Genomic DNA, 18,086 nt, shown 5'->3' with positions numbered 1-18,086 from the left:
GTAGGCATCGCAAACAATGATGTCAACGTCAACAATGTAGGCGTCGATCACACAGCGGATAGACTGCTGGGCATGAAGACCCGCCCGTACCACCACGGAGACCTGCGCGCCGCGCTGCTCACGCGCGCCGAGCAGACGCTGCGCGAGAAGGGCCCGGCCGCCCTGTCGCTGCGGGAGCTGGCCCGTGACATCGGCGTCAGCCATGCCGCGCCCAGCCGCCACTTCAAGGACAAGCAGGCCCTGCTGGACGCGCTGGCCCTGGAGGGGTTCGACCGCTTCCTGGGGGCCCTGACCACCGCGCGGGAGTCGGGCGAGACCTTCGCCGACCGGCTGGGCGCGATCGCCCGCGCCTACGTGGGCTTCGCCACGGACAACGCGGCCCTGCTGGAGCTCATGTACTCGGTCAAGCACGAACCGGATGCGTCCAAGGAACTGGTCGCGTGCTCGCACCGGCTGGCAGCGCTCGCCATGGAGCTGATCGAGGACGGGCAACGCAGGGAGGAGGTGCGCCCTGGCCCGGTGGAGGGCATCACCCTGCCGGTCATGGCCGCGATGCACGGCTTCGCCACCCTGGTGGCGAACGGCACGCTCCCCGCCGAAGAGGTCGAGCAGGGCCTGGACGCCACCATCGCGTTCGCCCTGCGGGGCTGCGCGGTGTAACCGGTCCTGCCCGTGGTCCGGCACTAGCCGGGCAGCCGGCCGGTGTAGTAGCGGATGTCGTCCTGGTCGCCGCCGAGGCCGGCCGCCCACTCGGCCAGCACCTGCGGCGAGGGGGTGTCGGCCAGTACGGCGGCGGCCAGGGCGGGCGGCGGCCCGGCGCGCTCGATGAGCTCCCGCCACTGCTCCGGGCGCATCACCAGATACCGCAGGCCGGGTATCCGGGCGGCCACCTCGATGTCGCGCACCGCCGCCCGGGACACATCCAGCCCGTACAGCCGCGGGCAGTGCCGCAGCGGGGCCAGCGAAACGGACTCGGCCGACCGCACCGTCACGGCCGCCGCCGTGGGGTGTCCCGCCAGCGGCGACAGCTCCGCGTCGCAGGTCACCTCCGCGTGGTGCACCAGGGTCTCCGACGCCGCGCCCGGGCCCTCCACCCCACCGCCCCTTTCGCCGTCCGCGCCTTCGACGGTGTCGCCGTGGTGCTCCGGCAGCCCGGCGTCGATCCACAGCTCCTCGTGCGCGGTGTCGCACCGGTAGTCGCCGCGCTCCAGCGCCGCCAGTTGCAGCCGCAGCAGCTCGGTCACCGAGTCGGCGACGTACACGGGGCCGTCGTCGTGGTGCAGGCCCACTCGGATCACCTGGCCCGGGCGGCCGCCCTCGGCGGGGTCCATGTCCACGGCCAGGAAGTCACCACCGGTGCTCTCCGCGAAGATGATCCAGCCGGAGCGGTCGGCCGAGGACCGCGCCCTGGCCTGCGGCAGGCCATCGGAGCGCACCGAACCGAGCGTGTGGTACTGCCAGGTGTCCCCCGCCGCCCACCAGCGGTCCGCGTGGCGGATGAAGACCAACTGGTCGAGGTCGAGCCAGATATGGCGGTCGAAGAGGCGGGAGCCGCCGTCCCCGCCGTCGCCGTCGGCCACGGCGTACAGCGCGCGCAGATCGTCCGGGAGCGGCACGCCCAGCTTCCGCTCGTAGTCTTCGATCTCCTCAGCGGTCCGCGGGGCGGGCAGCGCGTCCTCGAAGCGTTCGAGGCGGCCCGGCTCCCAGCCGAAGATCTCGGCCCGTTTGCGCAGATACGCCCACAGCAGCCGCACCGCCTCCTGCGGATCTCCGGCTTGGGTCGGGTCCGCGGGCCCCGACTGCAGATCGCCGGCGTCGGGCGGCCGGATGTCGGGCCGCAGTACGTAGACATGGCCCGGCCCATGAGGTCGCGGCACGATGGCCCGGCTGGTCAGCGCCTCGAACCGGCCGTCCGCGTGCACCGCCAGCTCGACGGTCAGTTCGTCGGCCCCGGTGTCGTCCAGTTCGAAGACCCGCTTCAGTTGCTTGGGGGTCCGCATGGATGCGGGGCGTGTCCTGCCGTTCGCGAGAACATTGACCGCTCCGGGGCCGCCGATGGCGTGCCGGTCGGCGCGAGCGCTGATGGACGCCCGCTGCCACCCCGGGGGCGCCCCTTTGGCCATGCTGTGCGCCACTTGCTGGAGCAGTGCGGTGATCTGCGGGTTCTGCGGACTCTGCGGGCTGGTCATGCGCCCATTCCAGCACCGTGGACCGACAACTGAGCTCCCTTCAGCCGGGATAGGCTCGGTGGCCATCCTCGGAAAGGAGACACACATACATGGTGGCCGGCTTCCACAGCTTCCACTGGACAGGCTGCGAACTGCCCGACGCGGACCTGGAGCAGGCGCATGACGAGCTGATGGCTCCCACCGAGGAGCAGGCGTACCTCCGCGCCTTCCGCACCCTGCTCCACAGCGGACACACCGTCGCCGCGGGCATCGCGCTCGACCACTTCCAGTACTCCGGGGCGCTGACCCGGTTCGGTGGCGAAAGCGCGGTCGAGCGGTACGGGCCGGACGTGCTCGCCGTGGCCCGCGAACTGCTCCGCCAGCCGCCGACCCCCGAGGACGAGGACACCTCCGCGGGCGCCAACCACGCCAGCGCGCTGAACGCGATGATGAACCTCGCCGAAGCCACCGATGTCGACCTCATCGCCGACGCCCTGGCGCTGGCCACCCATGACAATGTGCGCTCCACCGCCTGTTCGGCCGCCGCCACCGCGCTGGCCGCGGCCGAGACGCCGAGCCCGCGGCTGGTCGCCGCGCTCGGCGCCATGGCGTTCGACGACGATGTGGACATGAGGGAGCGCACGGAGGCCCTGCACGCGGTGTTCGAGGCGGACGACCCCGAGGCGACGGCCCTCCTGGTCCGCGCCACCGAGTCGAGCGAGCTCCGGCTCCAGATCCAGGGCGCCCTCGGGCTCACCACGAACGGCCGGTTCCATGACCACCGGGAGCGGGTCGAGCGCCTCGCGGCGAGCTGGCCGCAGGACGCGCGATACCCGGCGAGCCTGGTGCGGGAGGCGCTGACCGGGTTTCACAGCACCTACTGGCTCGGGGCCCGGCTGGACGGCGATCCGGAGCTCGAACGCGCCCACGCGGAGCTGATGTTCCCCACCGGCAGCGTGGAGGCCTACCACCGCGCCTTCCGCACCCTGCTCCACAGCGGACACCCGGTGGCCGTCGGCATCGCGCTCGACTACTTCCAGAGCTGGGAGGGGCTGGGCCACTTCCTGCGCGAAGACGAGATCGAGGCGTACGCGCCCGAGGTGGTCGCGCGGGCCTGGGAGGTGTTGCGGGATCCGCCGTCGCCGCCCGAGCTGAGTCCGCGTACCGGCGAAGCCGCCAACCACATCAGCGCGCTGAACGCGATCGGCCCCCGCTGGGCGGAGGCGTCCGACGCCCAGCGGATCGCCGAGGTACTGGAGCGGGCCACGAGCGACGAGGTGCGCCACAAGGCGCTGTGGGTCGCGTACGGCGTGCTGGACCCGGACGAGGAGCAGGACGCCGCGGCCGAGACGCCGGACCGTGCGGCCGAAGCCCCCGATCGTGATCGACTTGTCGACCTCGTCAGCCGCTTCGTGTTCGACCCGTCCCTGGCCGGCCACCACGAGATCGCGCTCCGCGTGCTGAGCGAGGCGCTGGGGCCGGAGGCCGACCCGCTTCTGGTGCGGGCCCTGGCCTGCGACGACTGGGACATCCACGTCCAGGCGGCCTGGCAGCTGTCCCGCGCCGAACGCATCGACGCGCATCGTGAACTGCTCGAAGAAGCGGTGGAGAGCTGGCCGGTGCACATCGCGTCCTCCGCGCACGACGCCGACCTGGTCCGCCGGGCGGTGTTCGGGGGGATGCACAGCGTCCACTGGGAAGGCCATCGGCTCGCCGACCCCGAGCTGTACCGCGCACACCGCGAACTGCGGGCCCCCAGCGGTGAAGAGACCTACCACCGCGCGCTCCGCACCCTGCTCGACAGCGGTCAGGAGGCGGCCGTGGGCATCGCGCTGGACCACTGGTACCACGACAAGGGCCTCGAGCATCACTTCGGCGAGCAGGCACGCGCCATCGACACCCCGCAGGTGCTCGCCCGGGCGCGCGAGGTGCTGGGTCAGCCCCCGTCACCGGCCGGTGCCACCCACCTGAGCGCGTTGAACGCGCTGCGCGTGGCGGGCTCATGGGAGCCCGGGGACGCGGCGCTGCTCGCCGGTGTGCTGCGGCAGGCCGCCGACCGCGAGGTGCGCAGCTGTGCCCTGTACACGGTCGGCGGATTTCTCTACGAAACGAAGGCGGCGGACCGGGAGTTGATCAGCACCCTCGGGGCCCTCGCCCGCGACGACAGCCTTCCCGTACTGGACCGCACCGGCGCGCTGGGAGCGCTGAGCGATGCCACGGGCGACGCGGCGGCCGAGGAGTTGGTGCGCGCCACCGGGTGCGAGGAACTGGAGGTGCAGGCCGCGGCTGCCCTGGGCCTGAGCGAAGGGTCCCGGCTGGAGGACCACCGGGCCCTGCTCACCCAGCTCGCCGCGTCGTGGCCGACGGAGGGGACGCCCTGGGTCGTCGATCGCGTACGCGACGCCCTGGAGGGGCGGGGCTGACCGCCCCCGGGACGCCACCTTTACCTGCCCCAACTCTCCTGAGATGGTGGCGTTCAGCCGGGAGACACGGGGGAGTTCATGACGGAGCCGACACGCCCGGACGGCCAGTGGCCGCCGCCCAACCAGCCAGTCCAGGGCGGCCCGTACGGCCCGCCACCACAGAACTCCCCGTACGGCCCGCCGCCGGCTTTCCCGTCCGGTCCGCCGCCGGTCTCCCCCTACGGTCCGCCGCCGGCCTCTCCGTACGGTCCGCCGCCGCAGAGCCACCCGTACGGGCCGCCGCCCGGCTCCGCCTACGGGCCGCCGCCCCCGCCACCGCCACATCCGCCGGCCACGGGGCCCCGCCGGTGGCGGCTGCTGCCGTCGGGCCGGCGCGGACGCCTCCTCCTCTTCGGCGGGGTCGGGGCGCTGGTCGTGGCGCTGGTGGCCGGACTGCTGGTCTGGAACGACACGGGCTCCGGATCGCACAAGCCGCAGGCCAAGTGGAATCTGCAGCCGTTCCGGCAGGCCCTGGCCGAGCTGGCCCTGGCCCCCGGCCTGCGGTACCAGGACTCCTCGACCAACGGTGCCACGAAGCGGGACGTCACCGTCACCGCCTCCGGCAGCCGCTTCGGCACCACGGGCTCCGGCAACAAGACGCTCGACCGCGACGTCCTCCATGTGGGCGGCAAGACCTTCACCCGCTGGAAGGTGGACCCCTCCCCCGGCGAGGACGCCAAGCCCGGCGAGGAGGCGCCCGGCAAGTGGTCCGCCGGGTACGAGACCGCTTCCACCTCGGCGAAGGAGGTGGTCGAGCAGCGGCCGACCCCACCCGAGCTGGCGACTCAGCTTTCCAAGGCGCTGGACACGCTGGAGAGCACACCGGCTCCGAGCCCGTCGGCGCAGCGCCGGCACCGCACCGTGCAGGGGACACCCGCCCTGGGAGTCGACACCTCGGCGGGCCGTCTGCTCATCACGCAGAAGAAGCCGTACCGGGTGCTGCGCCTGGAGCCCTACAGTCCGTCGCGCTCGCGGACGGCCTCCCCCAGTGCCGTGCGGCAGGCCGCGGCCCAGGATTCCCCCGACGAGGACCCGGCCCGAGCGCCCGAGGTGACGGGCGGTCCCCTCGAAGGCAGTGACTCCCAGGGCATGGAGCTGGCCCCGGTCACCGGGGATGCCGTCGACCCGATGTTCGACACCCTGGAGAAGCAGACCAAGGAGCTCGGCAAGGCCACCGACAGCGGCATCTCCCTCACGCTCAGTGGCTCGGGGTCGGTGAAGTGCGGCTCCGGGGGTTGCTCCACCAGCCACAACTTCACCGGCCAGATCACCACCAGCGCGAAGAGCCGCCTGGTGGACGGCAAGGTCACCGCCGTCATGAGCGCCACCTTCACCATCGACGGAAAGTCCGCCGGTGGGTGCACGAGCAAGCAGGGCACCTTCGCCGTCACCGGCACCAGCGTCTCGGGCAGCCTGTCCTGCTCCAACCCGGGCGCGGGCCCGACCTTCGCCTCGATCGAGGCACAGAAGAAGGCGGAGGCCCGGGCCCGCTCCCGGGCCAACGGCGGCCGGCCGGTCCAGTACCGCATCCCGTACGCCTCCAACGCCGTGCTCACCGCCCGTGCGCTGGCGACGGTCGAGGTGAAGAAGCTCGTCGACGGGGTGAAGCGGGAACGGAACAACAAGGACTGCGGCCGGTCCCACAGCTTCCCCTCCGGTACCAGGGTCCTCCTCGCCGACGGAACCCACCGGGCCATCGAGGACATCCGCCGCGGGGACCGGGTGGCGGCCGGTGTCCCCGGGCTCCGGCGCACCGAGGCGCGGCCGGTGACCGAGGTCTTCGCCACCGAGGGCGACACGGACTTCACCCGCATCACCGTCCGCACCGACCGTGGGCCCGCCACCCTCACGGCGACCGACAACCACCCGTTCTGGCTGGCGGACGCCAAACGGTGGAAGAACGCGGGCGACCTGCGGCCCGGCGACAGGCTCCGCAGCGCCGCGGGCTCGCCGCTCCGGGTGATCGCGGTCCTGGGCCAGCAGGTCCGCCGGCCCACGCACGACCTCTCGGTCGCCGGCCCCCGCACGTACTATGTGCTGGCGGGCGAGACACCGATCCTCGTCCACAACAACGGCGGCATACCGCAGGTCGACAACGCGCGGCTGCAGAAAATCGTCAATGCGCTGTACCACGGCCTCGGCAGTCCGAACGCGATCGGTGACGGCTCCGCGATGGCCGCGGCCAACCATGAGGCTCAGGGCGGCGCCAAGGTCGAGGGGAAGAACCACCTGGCGAGCACGGCCCAGCTGCGGGCGTCGCTCAACAACTTCCTCACCAAGGACGTGTACAAGCCGAAGGGCGGAAAGAAGGAGACCGTGGTCAGGTCGGCGCGGGACATCCGAGTGGCGAAGAGCCTGATCCAGGCCATCGACGACGCGCACGAGGGGAAGTACAAGGGTGCCGCCGGTTACGAAGGGCTCCAGGGCTGCTGATGAACAGCGGTGAGCAGCTGGTACTCGATCTCGTGGCTCACGTCCCGGAGCTCGAAGACCTCTACGAATCACACGTTTTCAACGAGAACGGTGAAGTCCTCCCGCACGTGTTCTTCTGGGACGTCACACAGGAAGTGATGGACTCGTTCCTCGCCCCGCACGGCGGAACGCTGGACTGGCGGAAGGTCCTCGGCTTCCTGGAGGACAGACTGCAAAAGGGGGTCCCCGAAGTCGACGAGATCATCGTGACCTCGTTCCTGAACTACCTTCCGTACCCGGGCAGCCCGGGGCATGAGATCACCGCGTCTCTCGGCCCGGTCATGTCGCAGCGCTTCGCGAGGATCCGCCCGACGGGATAGCCGGTGCCGGCCCCGGGCCGCCGCACGGGGCCGCCGCACCGGGCGGGCGCACCGGGCGGGCGCACCGGGCGGGCGGGGAAGAAATACAGGGTCCCCGTATGCGCTTTCATCGATATCGTCCCCGGGCGTGGGTACCCGCGGTCCTCATGGCCGTCGCGAGCCTGACGGCCACCACCCTCAGCACACAGCCAGCAGGCGCCATCGGCGGCTCCGGGGCGCCCGCGCGCCTCGCCGCCGGCGTCGAAGACGACGGTGCCGACTGCGCCGTGCAACTCCCCGGCTCCCTGACCGCCAAGAACTGCCCAGTGGTTCCGGCCCCTTCCCGGCCGTCGTGGTCGTGGGCGGATTCGGCGCGGACACCGCCACCACCAAGGCCTCCGGCGCCGCCGTCATCAGCTACGACCCCCTCGCGGTCGGCCGGGAGGGCACACCACGGAACAACAAACAAGGCGCGTACTACAGCATCTACGGCTCGCAGAGCAGCACCGGCGTGCTCATGGCCTGGGCCTGGGGGGTGAGCCGCATCATCGACGTCATCGAGCAGTCGGGCGGCAACATCCTCAAGGCGGACGCGATGGGCGTCACGGGCTGCTCGCGATACGGCAAGGGCGCCTTCGCCATCGGCGCCTTCGACCAGCGGATCGCCCTGACCATGCCGATCGAGTCGGGCACCGCGGGCGTCCCCATCTTCCGCGGGATTCCCGGGGAAAGCGGCTCGCAGCCCCTGAGCAGCGCCTACTCGGAGCAGCCATGGCTGGGCGACGCGTTCGGCTCCTTCACCGGCAACCCGGCCACGCTGCCGCTGGACACCCACGAGATCGTGTCCATGGTGGCGCCGCGCGGGCTCTTCATCATGGAGAACCCGCACATCGACTGGCTGGGCGCCAAATCGGGCAGCGTCGCGGCCCTGGGCGCGGCGGAGGTCTACAAGGCGCTCGGCGCGGGGGCCAACATCACGTACTGGTCCGACATCCAGGACGGCAACCACTGCGCCGTCAGGTCCGAGTGGAAGACCCCGCTGCAGCAGAACATCCAGAAGTTCCTGCTGAAGACGGGCAACGCTGCCGGCTCGATCAAGATCTCGGGCAAGAAGCCGGGCAACCTGTCCGAATGGCGAACCTGGCAGACCCCGACGCTCACTGACTAACCCAGAGGCGAGTGCTTCGAGCGCCCCGGCTCCGCCGGGGCGCTCTGGCGTCTCCTGCGTCTCCTGCGTCTCCTGCTGACAGGATGAAGCCATGGCGACATCCCAACCGATCAACTACGTACGGAACTACGTACGGGTTGCTGAAGTCCTCACCGAACTCGGCATGATCACTCAGGAGACAGCTCAAAGCGTCATAGAACGATTCGGCGACCTCGCGTACGGCGAACTGAAACCAGGCCATGAGACAGCCAGCTCCCTCGAAGACTTCGGCGTGGCCGTATCCATCCACGCCGATGACGTCGACTTCGCCGACCACCACTACGAATGGCTCCTCGAAGAAGCCGCGGCCCTCACCGGAGGAAAGGTCACCGTCGACAACTACCGCTTCGACAAGGCAGACCCGGACGACGAGGACGCCGGCCGCGGGACGCTGTACTTCGAGCGCAACGGCAAGGAGCTCTCCTTCTCCATAGAGCAGGAGTCGAACGACTACCTCGACATGGACGCGGCCCAGGCCGCCATCGAAGCACTGAGCCCCGACGACGACCCCCGGACCTTCCGCTGCGTCGACAGCGGCCCCTACACCCTCGGGTACGACGACGTCATGGTCCTGGCCACTGCCGAGCAGCGCGAAGGGCTCCTCCAGCACCTGGGCATCACGTTCCGCGAACCGTGGTGAGATGGCTGCCGTTGGCTTCGCTGCGCTTCGCCTGTGCCTGTGCGCCGTCTCGCGGCATTCGGCTCGGGCGGGTGCGGGTTTCGTCTCGGACCCTCCGGGTCCAAAGCGCCGGCGAGAAGGGGGGGCGGCCGGCCCGGTGTCCCGATTCCTCAGCCCGGCGGGCGGCTGGGCTCAAAGAAGCTCCGCTGCGCTCCGCCGCAGCTGCTGCCGCGCGATGGTCGAGCGAGGAGTCCAGCGGTGCGCTGGGCCGGGGCGCGCGAGCGCGACGGATGGGCGGGCGCCGGGGGACGGGATCGGCTCTCCCCCCACCTGCTCTCAGAAAAACGTTTGATGCAGATCAAGTGATTCTTTGAGAGCAGGTGAGGGGAGGGCCCAACGGGAGACGGCGACGCCGCCCCCGGTGCCCCTCCCCCTTCCCGCTGCTGACCGCTGTGCGCCAAAGCCGCGAGACGTCCCCGCACGCGGCAATCGGACCATGCCATCCAACGGCGCTGGCCCGTACGTCACGCTCCCGGACCCCGGACCAGCGCACCGCTGGACCGACCGGCCAACCACCGCGCGGCAGCAGTCGCGGCGCAGCGCAGCGGAGCCTCTTTGAGCCCAGCCACCCGCCGCGCCCACGAATCGGAACGACCGGCCAGCCACCCCCCTCCCCCCTTCTCGCCAGCGCTTTGGACCCGGAGGGTCCGAGACGAAACCCGCACCCGCCCGAGCCGAATGCCGCGAGACGGCGCACAGGCGCAGCGAAGCGCAGCCAACGCGAAGCGAAGCGCAGCGCAGCCACCCGCACCCGCAGCACGCAGCCGTCAACCCGGACGACACATCGAAAGGATTTCCCGCCCCCGCTCCCCGGTGATCATCTCGGCGAGCACGGGGTCGGCGAAAAGCACCACGGGGGCGATGTGGTCCTCATGCAGCGGGCGCCACAGCCGTATCGCCTCCTTCAGTTCGGGCCAGGCCTCGTCAATGAGCTGCCGCTGACGCTCCCGGGCCCGGTCGTATGCGCCGAAGGGGTCGTGCGCTTCGAGGTCGGCCGGCACGCCGTCCTCCGATTCCTCGCTGATGAGGACCGCGGAGACGGTCAGGGACGGCATGTCCACGCGCATGACGCGCTGGCCGTCCACCCACGTCTGCTCGTAGGTCGCGTTCTGCCACTGCTCCTCGTACGGGTCCCGGACCTGGAACGCGGGGTCGGCGGCCAGTCGGTCCGTGATGTCGTGGACAGCGGCGTCGAATTCCGGGTTGCCGAAGGAGAGCCGGTGGTCAGGGGCGGCGCGGCGGGTCTCATGGTCGGAGATGAGCGACTGCAGCCATTCCGGGCCGTTCTCCTTGGAGAATCGCAGCGTCGACCATCCGTGTGGCAGATCGCGAGTGCGGTCTTCCTCGAAGACCAGAGGCAGCAACTCGGGGATGAACAGGGCGTGTTGCAGGACGCCGGGGTGGTGCGCGAAGTCCACGACACGGCTGATCTCGGCCTGGTGTTCGCCGCCGCCGAGCATGGCCAGCATCTGGAACCGCAGAAGCAGAGCCCGTTCGTTGCCGAATTCTTCCGCCTCGGTCAGCACCTTCAACGGTCCCTCGATCTCACCACTGAGGGCGGCGAGCCGGGCCTCTTCCACCCTTGTGTCCCAGCGGTCTTTGGTCTCCCCCTCCGGTGTCCGCAAACTGTGGAACGACTTGTACTGGTCGTACATCAACTCGTAGAAGGAGTCGAAAGGCTCCGGCCCGCTCCCCGACCACGAAGCGAGCCAGTACGCGGTCCACTCCCCGCGCTCATTCACCTCCCCGGGGTCCAGGAAGATGTCCGCCGCGTCACCATCGAGCGAGACGAGCAGAGAACGCCTCAGCACCTCCGCCTCGTGGATCATGTCAGCGTCTTCTTCTTCCTCCTCGCTCTCTGCGTCGCCCTCCGCGAGCTCGTCGTAGATCTCGATCAGGTACGACCGGTCGGAATCGGCCAGCCACTCCAACTCAGCCGTTCCGGCCAGCCGGTAGATGAAGCAGCCCGCGTCCCGCCACCCGTTGGTCACCGCCAGGAATTCGCGAAGCGACGGAGGCAGGGTGCAGCCCAGTCGGGCCTCGGCCGCCGCGATCTCCTCCTCGCCCGCCGGGGCGAAGCCGAGCCAGCGGTCACGCACCACGGCCTCGTCCAGCTCGCCGTCCTTCTCGGGGTCATGGCTGTCGATCCACTCCTTGCTCCACTGCTGGAGGAACGGACGCCACTGCTCGCGGTTCACCGGTGTGCTCCCTCATCTCGAGGCCACTGCGACAGAACAAGGACAGCACAGGGGTACGACAAGGGCGTCACACCGCCATCGACCGCGGCGCCGGGGTGCCTCGGTCATGGCCGCCGCCGTACGCCTGCCAGGCCGTCGCCAGGCGGCGTACCGCCTCGGTCAGAGTGTCGGGGGTGGCGAGGAAGTGGATGCGGATGAACTCCTTGCTGCCCCCGGAGGCGTCCAGTCCGCTGCCGGGAAGTACGGCGACGCCGTGGCGGAGGGCCGTCTGCGCGAAGGAGTCGCCGTCGCCGTGAGGGAGGCGCACCCATAGGGTCTGGCCGCCGGTGACCGGCGGGGTCTGCCACTGCGGCAGCGACCGCGCCAGTTCCGCGCGCAGGTGGTCATGGCGGGCCTGGCGGTCTGCCGCCAGGCCCTGGCACAGGGTTTCCAGGCGGGGCAGCAACTCGGCCGCGGCGAGTTGTGCGGGGAGGTTTCCGCCGAGGTCATGGACCGCCCGGAGCCGGGCGAGGCGGTCGACGACGGGCCTGGCGGCTCGTATCCAGCCGATGCGCAGCCCGCCCCAGACGCTTTTGCTGAGGGAGCCCACCGTGATGACGGTGTCGCCGAAGGTGGCCAGCGGAGGGGGTGTCCGCTGGCCGGGGAAGCCCGGGTGGGCGAGGACTTCGTCGTCGATGAGCGGTACGTCGGCGGTGGCCGCCGCCACCGCGAGCCTCCGGCGTGCCAGCGGTGGCAGTACGTGTCCGGTGGGGTTGTGGTGGGTGGACACGAGGTAGGCGAGTTCCGGGCGGCGAGAAGGTGAGCGGATCGCCGCTTCGAAGCCGTCGAGGCCGGTGGGGAGCGTCCGCAGCGCCGCGGCCCGTTCGTGGAAGGCCTCCAGCGCGCCGGGGTAGGTGGGTGCCTCGACCAGCACCGTACCGCCGGGCTCGACGAAGGCGCGGGCGAGCAGGGAGAGGGCCTGCTGGCCTCCGTTGGTGATCAGGACCTGTTCGGGGTCGGTCGGTACGCCTCGGCGGGTGTAGTGGTCGGCGACGGCTCGGCGCAGGTGCGGGTGGCCCGACGGGTGGTACCCGATGTCACCCGTGACCGTGGCCAGCTGGGCCAGGGCCCGCTCGTACGCCGTCAGCAGGATCGGCGGAGGCTCGGCGGGTGCGGCGCACGCCAGCAGGATCACGTCGTCGGCCTGCGGCTCCAGCAGGTGGAGGAAGACCGGCGCCCCCGTGGTCTCCTGAGGTCCGGGCCGCGAGGGCCCGGCCACGCGGGTGCCGCTTCCCTGGCGCCGGACGATCCGGCCCTCCGTACTCAGCTGCTCGTACGCGGCGACCACGGTCCCGCGCCCTACCGCGAGTGCGGATGCGAGGGCCCGGTCGGGTGGCAGCCGGGTGCCGGGGCGCAGTTCGCCCTCGTCGACAAGGCGCCGCAGCCGCGCGGCGAGCAGGAGGTACAGCGGACCGCGGCCGGCTGACCACCGGCCCAGGCGGTCGGCCAGGTCGGCCGGGTCCATGGGCATGAGCGCGTTCCCCTCGCCTCGGGACACCCGAGGACATTGGTCCTCTGAACGAACCAATTGTGGCGCATTGGCTCTGTGAGCCGGGCGTGGCGGCGGCGAGGATCATGGCATGACCACACGACGCGAGAACCTGCGTGACCTTGCCGCGATATCGGTGCCCGAGGCCATCGCCACGCTGCCCGGCCCCTTCCAGCAGCACAATCTGGCCATGGTGAACGACACCACCGTCGTCCGCCTGGCCCGGGTGGAAGGCGAGTTTCCCTGGCACCACCACGACGAGGACGAGCTGTTCCTGTGCTGGGACGGCAGCGTCCGGATTCAGCTGGAGGGCCGGGAGCCTGTGGTGCTGAAGGCCGGCGAGCTGTTCGTCGTACCCAGGGGGGTACGGCACCGCCCCGTGGCCGATGAGACCGCCCACGTCCTGCTCATCGAGCACCCGGACACCAAGCAGTACGGGAGCTGAGGAGAACACGCGGACACGGCCGCCGAACCGAAGTGGCCGTTCCGTCAGCTCGCGGGAGTCGAGGGACCGGGGACCACCATGGCCCCGGGCGCCCTCCCGTGGCGCCCTGGACACGGGCGTGTCAGGGCCGTGCGGAGGACGGCCGGGTGGTGGCCGACGGCTGGGCGGTGGCCGCGCCGCCCAGCCACTTCAGGCCGTCGAGCAGGAACCGGTTCTGGGTCTCGCTCGCGAAGGTGGACGACAGGGGCGTGTTGGTCGCGTAGTCCATCGCGTTGTGGCCGAAGTTCGCGTACAGCATCTTGTACGTGGTGTTCGTCCACAGGATCGGGTAGTAGCCGCTGTACCAGCTCTGGTCAGGGTCGGTGCCGAGGGGGAAGCTGCTCGGGTCGACGGAGGCCAGGATCTTGATGTCCGGGTTCTGGCGCAGGTCCTTCGACCAGCTGTACCACTCGCTGACCGACGAGGTGAACAGGGCGGGGAGGTTCTTGGTGGCGGGGTGGGTGCGGTTCTCGACCTTCAGTTCGGCCGTGGTCGGGCCCCAGGTGTTGGACTTGAAGTTGCCGCTGCCGAGGAACTGGTTGTGGTACCAGGACCAGTTCTGGGCTTCGGTGGTGAAGGCCGACACGTGGAATCCCATCCAGGCACCGCCGCCGCGCATATACCGCTCGAAACCGGTGCGCTGGGCCGCGGTCTGCGGCAGATCGTCGAGGAACAGCACGACCTGGTAGCCGTTAACCCCGCCGTCCGCGAGCAGGTTCCAGTTGTTGCTGGCGGTGTAGGTGAAGCCGTTCAGGGCCGCCTGCTTGGGGAACCAGTCGTTCGCCTCGTGGACGAAGCTGATGTGCGCGGCGTCCCAGGTGCCGCTGTAGAGGGCCAGCACCTTGAACGGCGCCCTCGGGGTGTGCGTTGCCGCGTGGGCGGGGGCTGCCGTCAGGCCCAGCAGGACGGCCAGCAGGGTCAGCAGCCGCAGGGCCGCGGACACCGCCCGGGGCGGTGCGGTGCGTCGGGTGTCGGGCATGGGGGCTCCTTGCCGATGCCGTTACGGGTAGGCGACGAGGTTGGCCACGTTGGTGGCGGAGTTGGAGGGGCCGCCGCGGTCGTTGATGACGTGGCGGATGGTGCCGGTGCCGCCCAGCGAGACGGTGACCATGTCCTTGAAGCGGACGTTGGGGTTGTTCGGTGTCTCGATGGCGTGCTCGGCGGTCACGCCCGGGTTGACGTTGAAGTAGCAGTAGCTGCCGAAGCCGTAGCCCTGGTGGCTGGTGACGGAGTCGGCGACCTTGTAGGCGGTGTAGCCCTGGGTGGAGCCGTTCATCCAGGCCGCCTGGTTGGGCGGGTCGTAGGGCATCTCGTTCTGGTAGAAGTACGTGCGGCCGCCGTTGCCGTTCCAGATCGTCTGGTGTTTTTGGTAGTGCTCGACGAACAGGCCGTACATGGTGACGTCGTCGCCGTTCACGACGAGCCCGGTGTCCGCGGTGTTGCTGGTCCAGCCGACACCGCTGCCGTGGTCGGCGCGCCAGATCCACATATGGTCCCCGATGACGTTGTCGCTGTTGACCACCAGACTGGTGGTCGCCTTGCCAACGCCGCTGCCGCCGACGCGGAAGTACACGTCGTGCAGGGAGGTCGGGTTGGCCGCGTGGGAGGCGGCGGCGCCGGTGGGCCCGACTTCCATCAATGTGCGCGAGTTGGTGGTTCCCGCGTCGAAGAGGAGACCCGCGATCTTGACTCCGTCGACGTCCGCGACGGTCATGGCGGTGATGCCGTTGTCCGGGACGAAGGTGGCGAGGCCCAGACCCAGTACGACGGTGTCGGCGCGGGTCACCTTCAGTGTCTCGTTGAGGTGGTAGACACCGGGGGTGACCAGGAGGTTCTTCCCCGCGGCCAGGGCCGTGTTGATCTGCGCCGCGGTCGCCCCGGGCTTCACGACGTAGAAGTCGTCCAGCGGGAGGGAGGTGCCGGGGGCGCTGCCCGAGGCCCAGCTGGTCGCCGAGGAATCAGTGCGCGTGGACGGCACGAACACCTTGTAGGCCCCGGAGCCGTCCACGTACAGGAACGGCTTCTCGCGGGACACCGGGGTCCGGTCCACCGTGGTGTACGGCGGGTTGGGGAAGCTGGTGCCCGGTACGCCCTGGCTGCCGACGAAGACCATGTTCCAGTTGGACCCGCTCCAGCTGCCGAGTTGCGCGTTGCGGGTCAGCCACTGCTGCTGACTGCCCGACCGCACCTGACCGTCGATCTTGCTGTCGGCCAGGTAGCCGCCGCTGGACCAGCCGCCGTCGTCCAGCGCGAGGTTGCCGCGCAGATGCATCCGCCGGTACGGGGCGGCCTGGGAGACCGCCCACCGGTCCGTGCCGCCGTTGGGGGTGACCGACAGGTTCTCGGCGCCGCGCCAGAAGTTCTGGGTGGCGTTGCCCTGGAACCAGTCGGCCTCGGCATGGACCGCGCCGTTGACCGTCACCGCGTCGGGGGACTGGCCGAGCCCCAGGACCTGGGTGTAGAAGCCGACGTTGACGTCATTGCTGTAGGTGCCCGGCTTGAACATCACCGCGTAGCGCTGGGAGCCGAACTGGTTGGTCTCCTGCTGCTGGAAGATGGAGTTCAGCCGGCTCTGGATCGTGGACGAGGACATGGACGGATCGAAGACGACCACGTTCGGGCCGAGGTCCACGTCGCCGGGCGGGGCGGACACGGGCGTCACCTGGAACCGCTGGGCCGCGGTTCCGTTGCAGGTGTACTGCACCAGTTGCACGCTGTCCGCGGTCGACGCGGAGGGGACGTCCAGGCACTTGCCGCTGTGCCGGTTGACGAAGCGGTAGGCGCCGCCGCCTTCGTCCACGGCCTGCCACTGCTGGTTGTCGCCGCCTCCGTACGCCCACAGCTGCAGGGGCGCGTTGTCGGCGGTGGACACGTCGGTCACGTCGACGACCTGGTTGGCGTCGTTGCGGTTGCTGATCCGGACGTAGCCGTCGCTCGTCGCGGTGAAACTCCACTGCTGGGCCGTGGAGTTGTTGCAGGAGTACTGCTGCACGGCAGTGCCGTTCGCGGTCGCGGCGGACCGGGCGTCCAGGCATTTGCCACTGCCGCTGTTCACGACGGTGGCCCACTCGGTCGGCAGGGCGGCGGCTGCCCGGGAGGGGGTCGCGGTCAGCAGTGACGCGGCCGAGAAAGCGACCACGGTGGCCGCCACCCAGGGCCGAACGGGGCGGGCACATCGGCGGCGTTGGCGTTGGCTTCGACTTTGGCTTCGGCTGCCTGATCTGGCCTGACGCAAGGGTCTGAGCACGGGTCGGAGCACAGGTCCTCCTGTCGCCGTGGGGGGCGGTCGGCGGATGGCCGGCGGCGATGGGTGAACCTAAAGGTCTGCACCAAAGACGTCAAGAGATGAAGCAAACAAAGGCTTCCCTCGAGGATCACCCCAAAAGACTTGAACACGCCCATGGGCCGGGCCCGCGGGGTCCCCGGGTCACGGCATCGGCGGCAGCGCGGCGGCGGTAGAGTCGCGGGTCCCCATGACCAAGCAACCGTGGCGAACACCGCAAGGGCCGCCCGAGGTGAGGGCTTATGACGAACACGTACTCGCCCGTCCCCGAGCTGAACCTGCTCGCGGAGTTCGAAGCGGGGGTCGACGACTTGTACGCCGCCGGGTTCTCGCTGGACACGTTCGGACGGGACAACAGCTTCCTGAGGAACCCGGAGCTCGAAGACCGTCTGATCCTCTTCGCGGAGGCCAACACCAGCGGCTCGCTGTACGCGCTGTGGCGCCTCGACGACCGTACCGATCTGGCTACCCTCCCCGTCGTCATACTCGGCGACGAAGGCGGAATCCACCTCGTCGCCCGCGACATACGGGGATTCCTCCAATTCCTCGCGTCCCTCGAAGAGGAGCCATGCTGCGACTGGGACGAGAGTCTCGGCTTCCGCGACAGCGAGCCGACCCCCTGCCGGGACGAGTACATCTCCTGGCTGGACCGGCACTTCGGTCTGGCGCCGCTGGACGACGCGTACGACAGCGTCGAAGCGGCCCTCGTGGAGCTGGGCAAGGCATTCGCGACCTGGATACATCCACTGATTCCGGACGCCGTGTACTCACCGTGCCATGAGCTGAATCTCCTGCGGGAGTTCGAGGAAGAGCTCGATGACAGCTACGCGGCCGGCTTCGGAATGATCGTGGAATTCGGGGAGTACGGATACGGCGAGGCCCCGGAGAATCCGGAGCTCGCCGAGAGTCTGGTTCCCTTCGCCCTGGCGAACAGCAGTGACGCGCTGTACGTCCTGTGGCGCATCGACGACCGGACCGCCGACCTGGCCACCCTCCCCGTCGCCATGCTGAGCAGCGAAGGCGGAATCCATCTCATCGCCCGCGATATGCGCGAATTCCTCCAATTCCTCGCGTCCCTTGACGGCGAACCATGGGACGACGGTGGCCGCATCGCCTTCCGCGACGGCGAGGAGAGCCCCCGCCGCGAGGAGTACCTCGCCTGGCTGGACCGTCACTTCGGGCTGGCCCCGGTGGACGACCCGGGCACCGTCGTCGAAGCGGCCCGGGTGGAGCTGGGAGAACAGTTCGCGACCTGGCTCGCTCCACGAATCGGCCGCGCCTAACCTGGGCGTTGCGCCATCAAGAG

At 70.1% G+C, this 18,086-nt stretch carries 12 protein-coding genes and 1 pseudogene; 8 read left to right on the top strand and 5 right to left on the bottom strand.

Annotated features, from left to right (window positions below):
* The first annotated feature begins 72 nt into the window (after positions 1-72).
* On the top strand, positions 73-660 hold the full coding sequence (locus ACFZDL_RS35995; protein ID WP_353594659.1) for a TetR/AcrR family transcriptional regulator: 588 nt from the start codon (positions 73-75) through the stop codon (positions 658-660).
* Positions 661-683: 23 nt separating this feature from the next.
* Here ACFZDL_RS35995 and ACFZDL_RS35990 read toward each other — a convergent pair whose 3' ends face one another.
* Complete coding sequence (locus ACFZDL_RS35990; RefSeq protein WP_353594658.1) at positions 684-2,189, bottom strand: SMI1/KNR4 family protein; 1,506 nt, start codon at positions 2,187-2,189, stop codon at positions 684-686.
* A gap of 89 nt (positions 2,190-2,278) precedes the next feature.
* Between ACFZDL_RS35990 and ACFZDL_RS35985 the strand changes: the two genes are divergently transcribed.
* The 5 genes from ACFZDL_RS35985 (at position 2,279) to ACFZDL_RS35965 (ending at position 9,248) form a co-directional block, all read left to right on the top strand.
* Entirely contained in the window at positions 2,279-4,591 is a 2,313-nt protein-coding gene (locus tag ACFZDL_RS35985; protein ID WP_353594657.1) for a hypothetical protein, read from the top strand.
* A 78-nt stretch (positions 4,592-4,669) separates the two neighbouring features.
* Positions 4,670-7,063: a Hint domain-containing protein gene (locus ACFZDL_RS35980; protein ID WP_353594656.1), complete on the top strand. Its 2,394-nt coding sequence runs from the start codon at positions 4,670-4,672 to the stop codon at positions 7,061-7,063.
* A complete protein-coding gene (locus ACFZDL_RS35975; protein WP_353594655.1) occupies positions 7,063-7,422 on the top strand; it encodes a hypothetical protein in 360 nt (119 codons plus the stop codon). Before ACFZDL_RS35980 ends, ACFZDL_RS35975 begins: the two co-directional genes overlap by 1 nt.
* 337 nt (positions 7,423-7,759) lie before the next feature.
* The gene (locus tag ACFZDL_RS35970) at positions 7,760-8,569 is read left to right on the top strand and encodes a hypothetical protein (RefSeq protein ID WP_353594654.1); all 810 of its coding nucleotides are present in this window, start codon (positions 7,760-7,762) and stop codon (positions 8,567-8,569) included.
* Between the two features lie 91 nt (positions 8,570-8,660).
* Positions 8,661-9,248, top strand: a complete 588-nt coding sequence (locus ACFZDL_RS35965; protein ID WP_353594653.1) for a hypothetical protein — start codon at positions 8,661-8,663, stop codon at positions 9,246-9,248.
* 806 nt (positions 9,249-10,054) lie between these two features.
* Here the strand turns inward: ACFZDL_RS35965 and ACFZDL_RS35960 are convergent.
* Both ACFZDL_RS35960 and ACFZDL_RS35955 read right to left on the bottom strand, forming a co-directional pair.
* A complete protein-coding gene (locus ACFZDL_RS35960; RefSeq protein WP_353594652.1) occupies positions 10,055-11,485 on the bottom strand; it encodes an SMI1/KNR4 family protein in 1,431 nt (476 codons plus the stop codon).
* Positions 11,486-11,552: 67 nt separating this feature from the next.
* On the bottom strand, positions 11,553-12,995 hold the full coding sequence (locus ACFZDL_RS35955; RefSeq protein WP_353594651.1) for a PLP-dependent aminotransferase family protein: 1,443 nt from the start codon (positions 12,993-12,995) through the stop codon (positions 11,553-11,555).
* A gap of 109 nt (positions 12,996-13,104) precedes the next feature.
* Here ACFZDL_RS35955 and ACFZDL_RS35950 point away from each other — a divergent pair, with 109 nt between their 5' ends.
* Positions 13,105-13,458 carry a cupin domain-containing protein gene (locus ACFZDL_RS35950; RefSeq protein WP_353594650.1) on the top strand — a complete coding sequence of 118 codons (354 nt, stop codon included), beginning with the start codon at positions 13,105-13,107 and terminating at the stop codon, positions 13,456-13,458.
* Between the two features lie 151 nt (positions 13,459-13,609).
* On the opposite strand, the pseudogene ACFZDL_RS35945 reads toward ACFZDL_RS35950, so the two are convergent.
* Positions 13,610-14,476 (bottom strand): annotated as a pseudogene (locus ACFZDL_RS35945) (ThuA domain-containing protein); the annotation flags it as partial.
* Positions 14,477-14,497: 21 nt separating this feature from the next.
* On the bottom strand, positions 14,498-16,636 hold the full coding sequence (locus ACFZDL_RS35940; protein WP_353594649.1) for an RICIN domain-containing protein: 2,139 nt from the start codon (positions 16,634-16,636) through the stop codon (positions 14,498-14,500).
* Positions 16,637-17,022: 386 nt separating this feature from the next.
* Here ACFZDL_RS35940 and ACFZDL_RS35935 point away from each other — a divergent pair, with 386 nt between their 5' ends.
* Complete coding sequence (locus ACFZDL_RS35935; RefSeq protein ID WP_353594648.1) at positions 17,023-18,063, top strand: hypothetical protein; 1,041 nt, start codon at positions 17,023-17,025, stop codon at positions 18,061-18,063.
* The last annotated feature ends 23 nt before the right edge of the window (positions 18,064-18,086 follow it).

Source organism: Streptomyces sp. NPDC007917 (genome assembly GCF_042959105.1).
Classification (GTDB): domain Bacteria; phylum Actinomycetota; class Actinomycetes; order Streptomycetales; family Streptomycetaceae; genus Streptomyces.
Note: the sequence above shows the minus strand (reverse complement) of the source record. Positions and strands in the feature narration are given on the sequence as shown.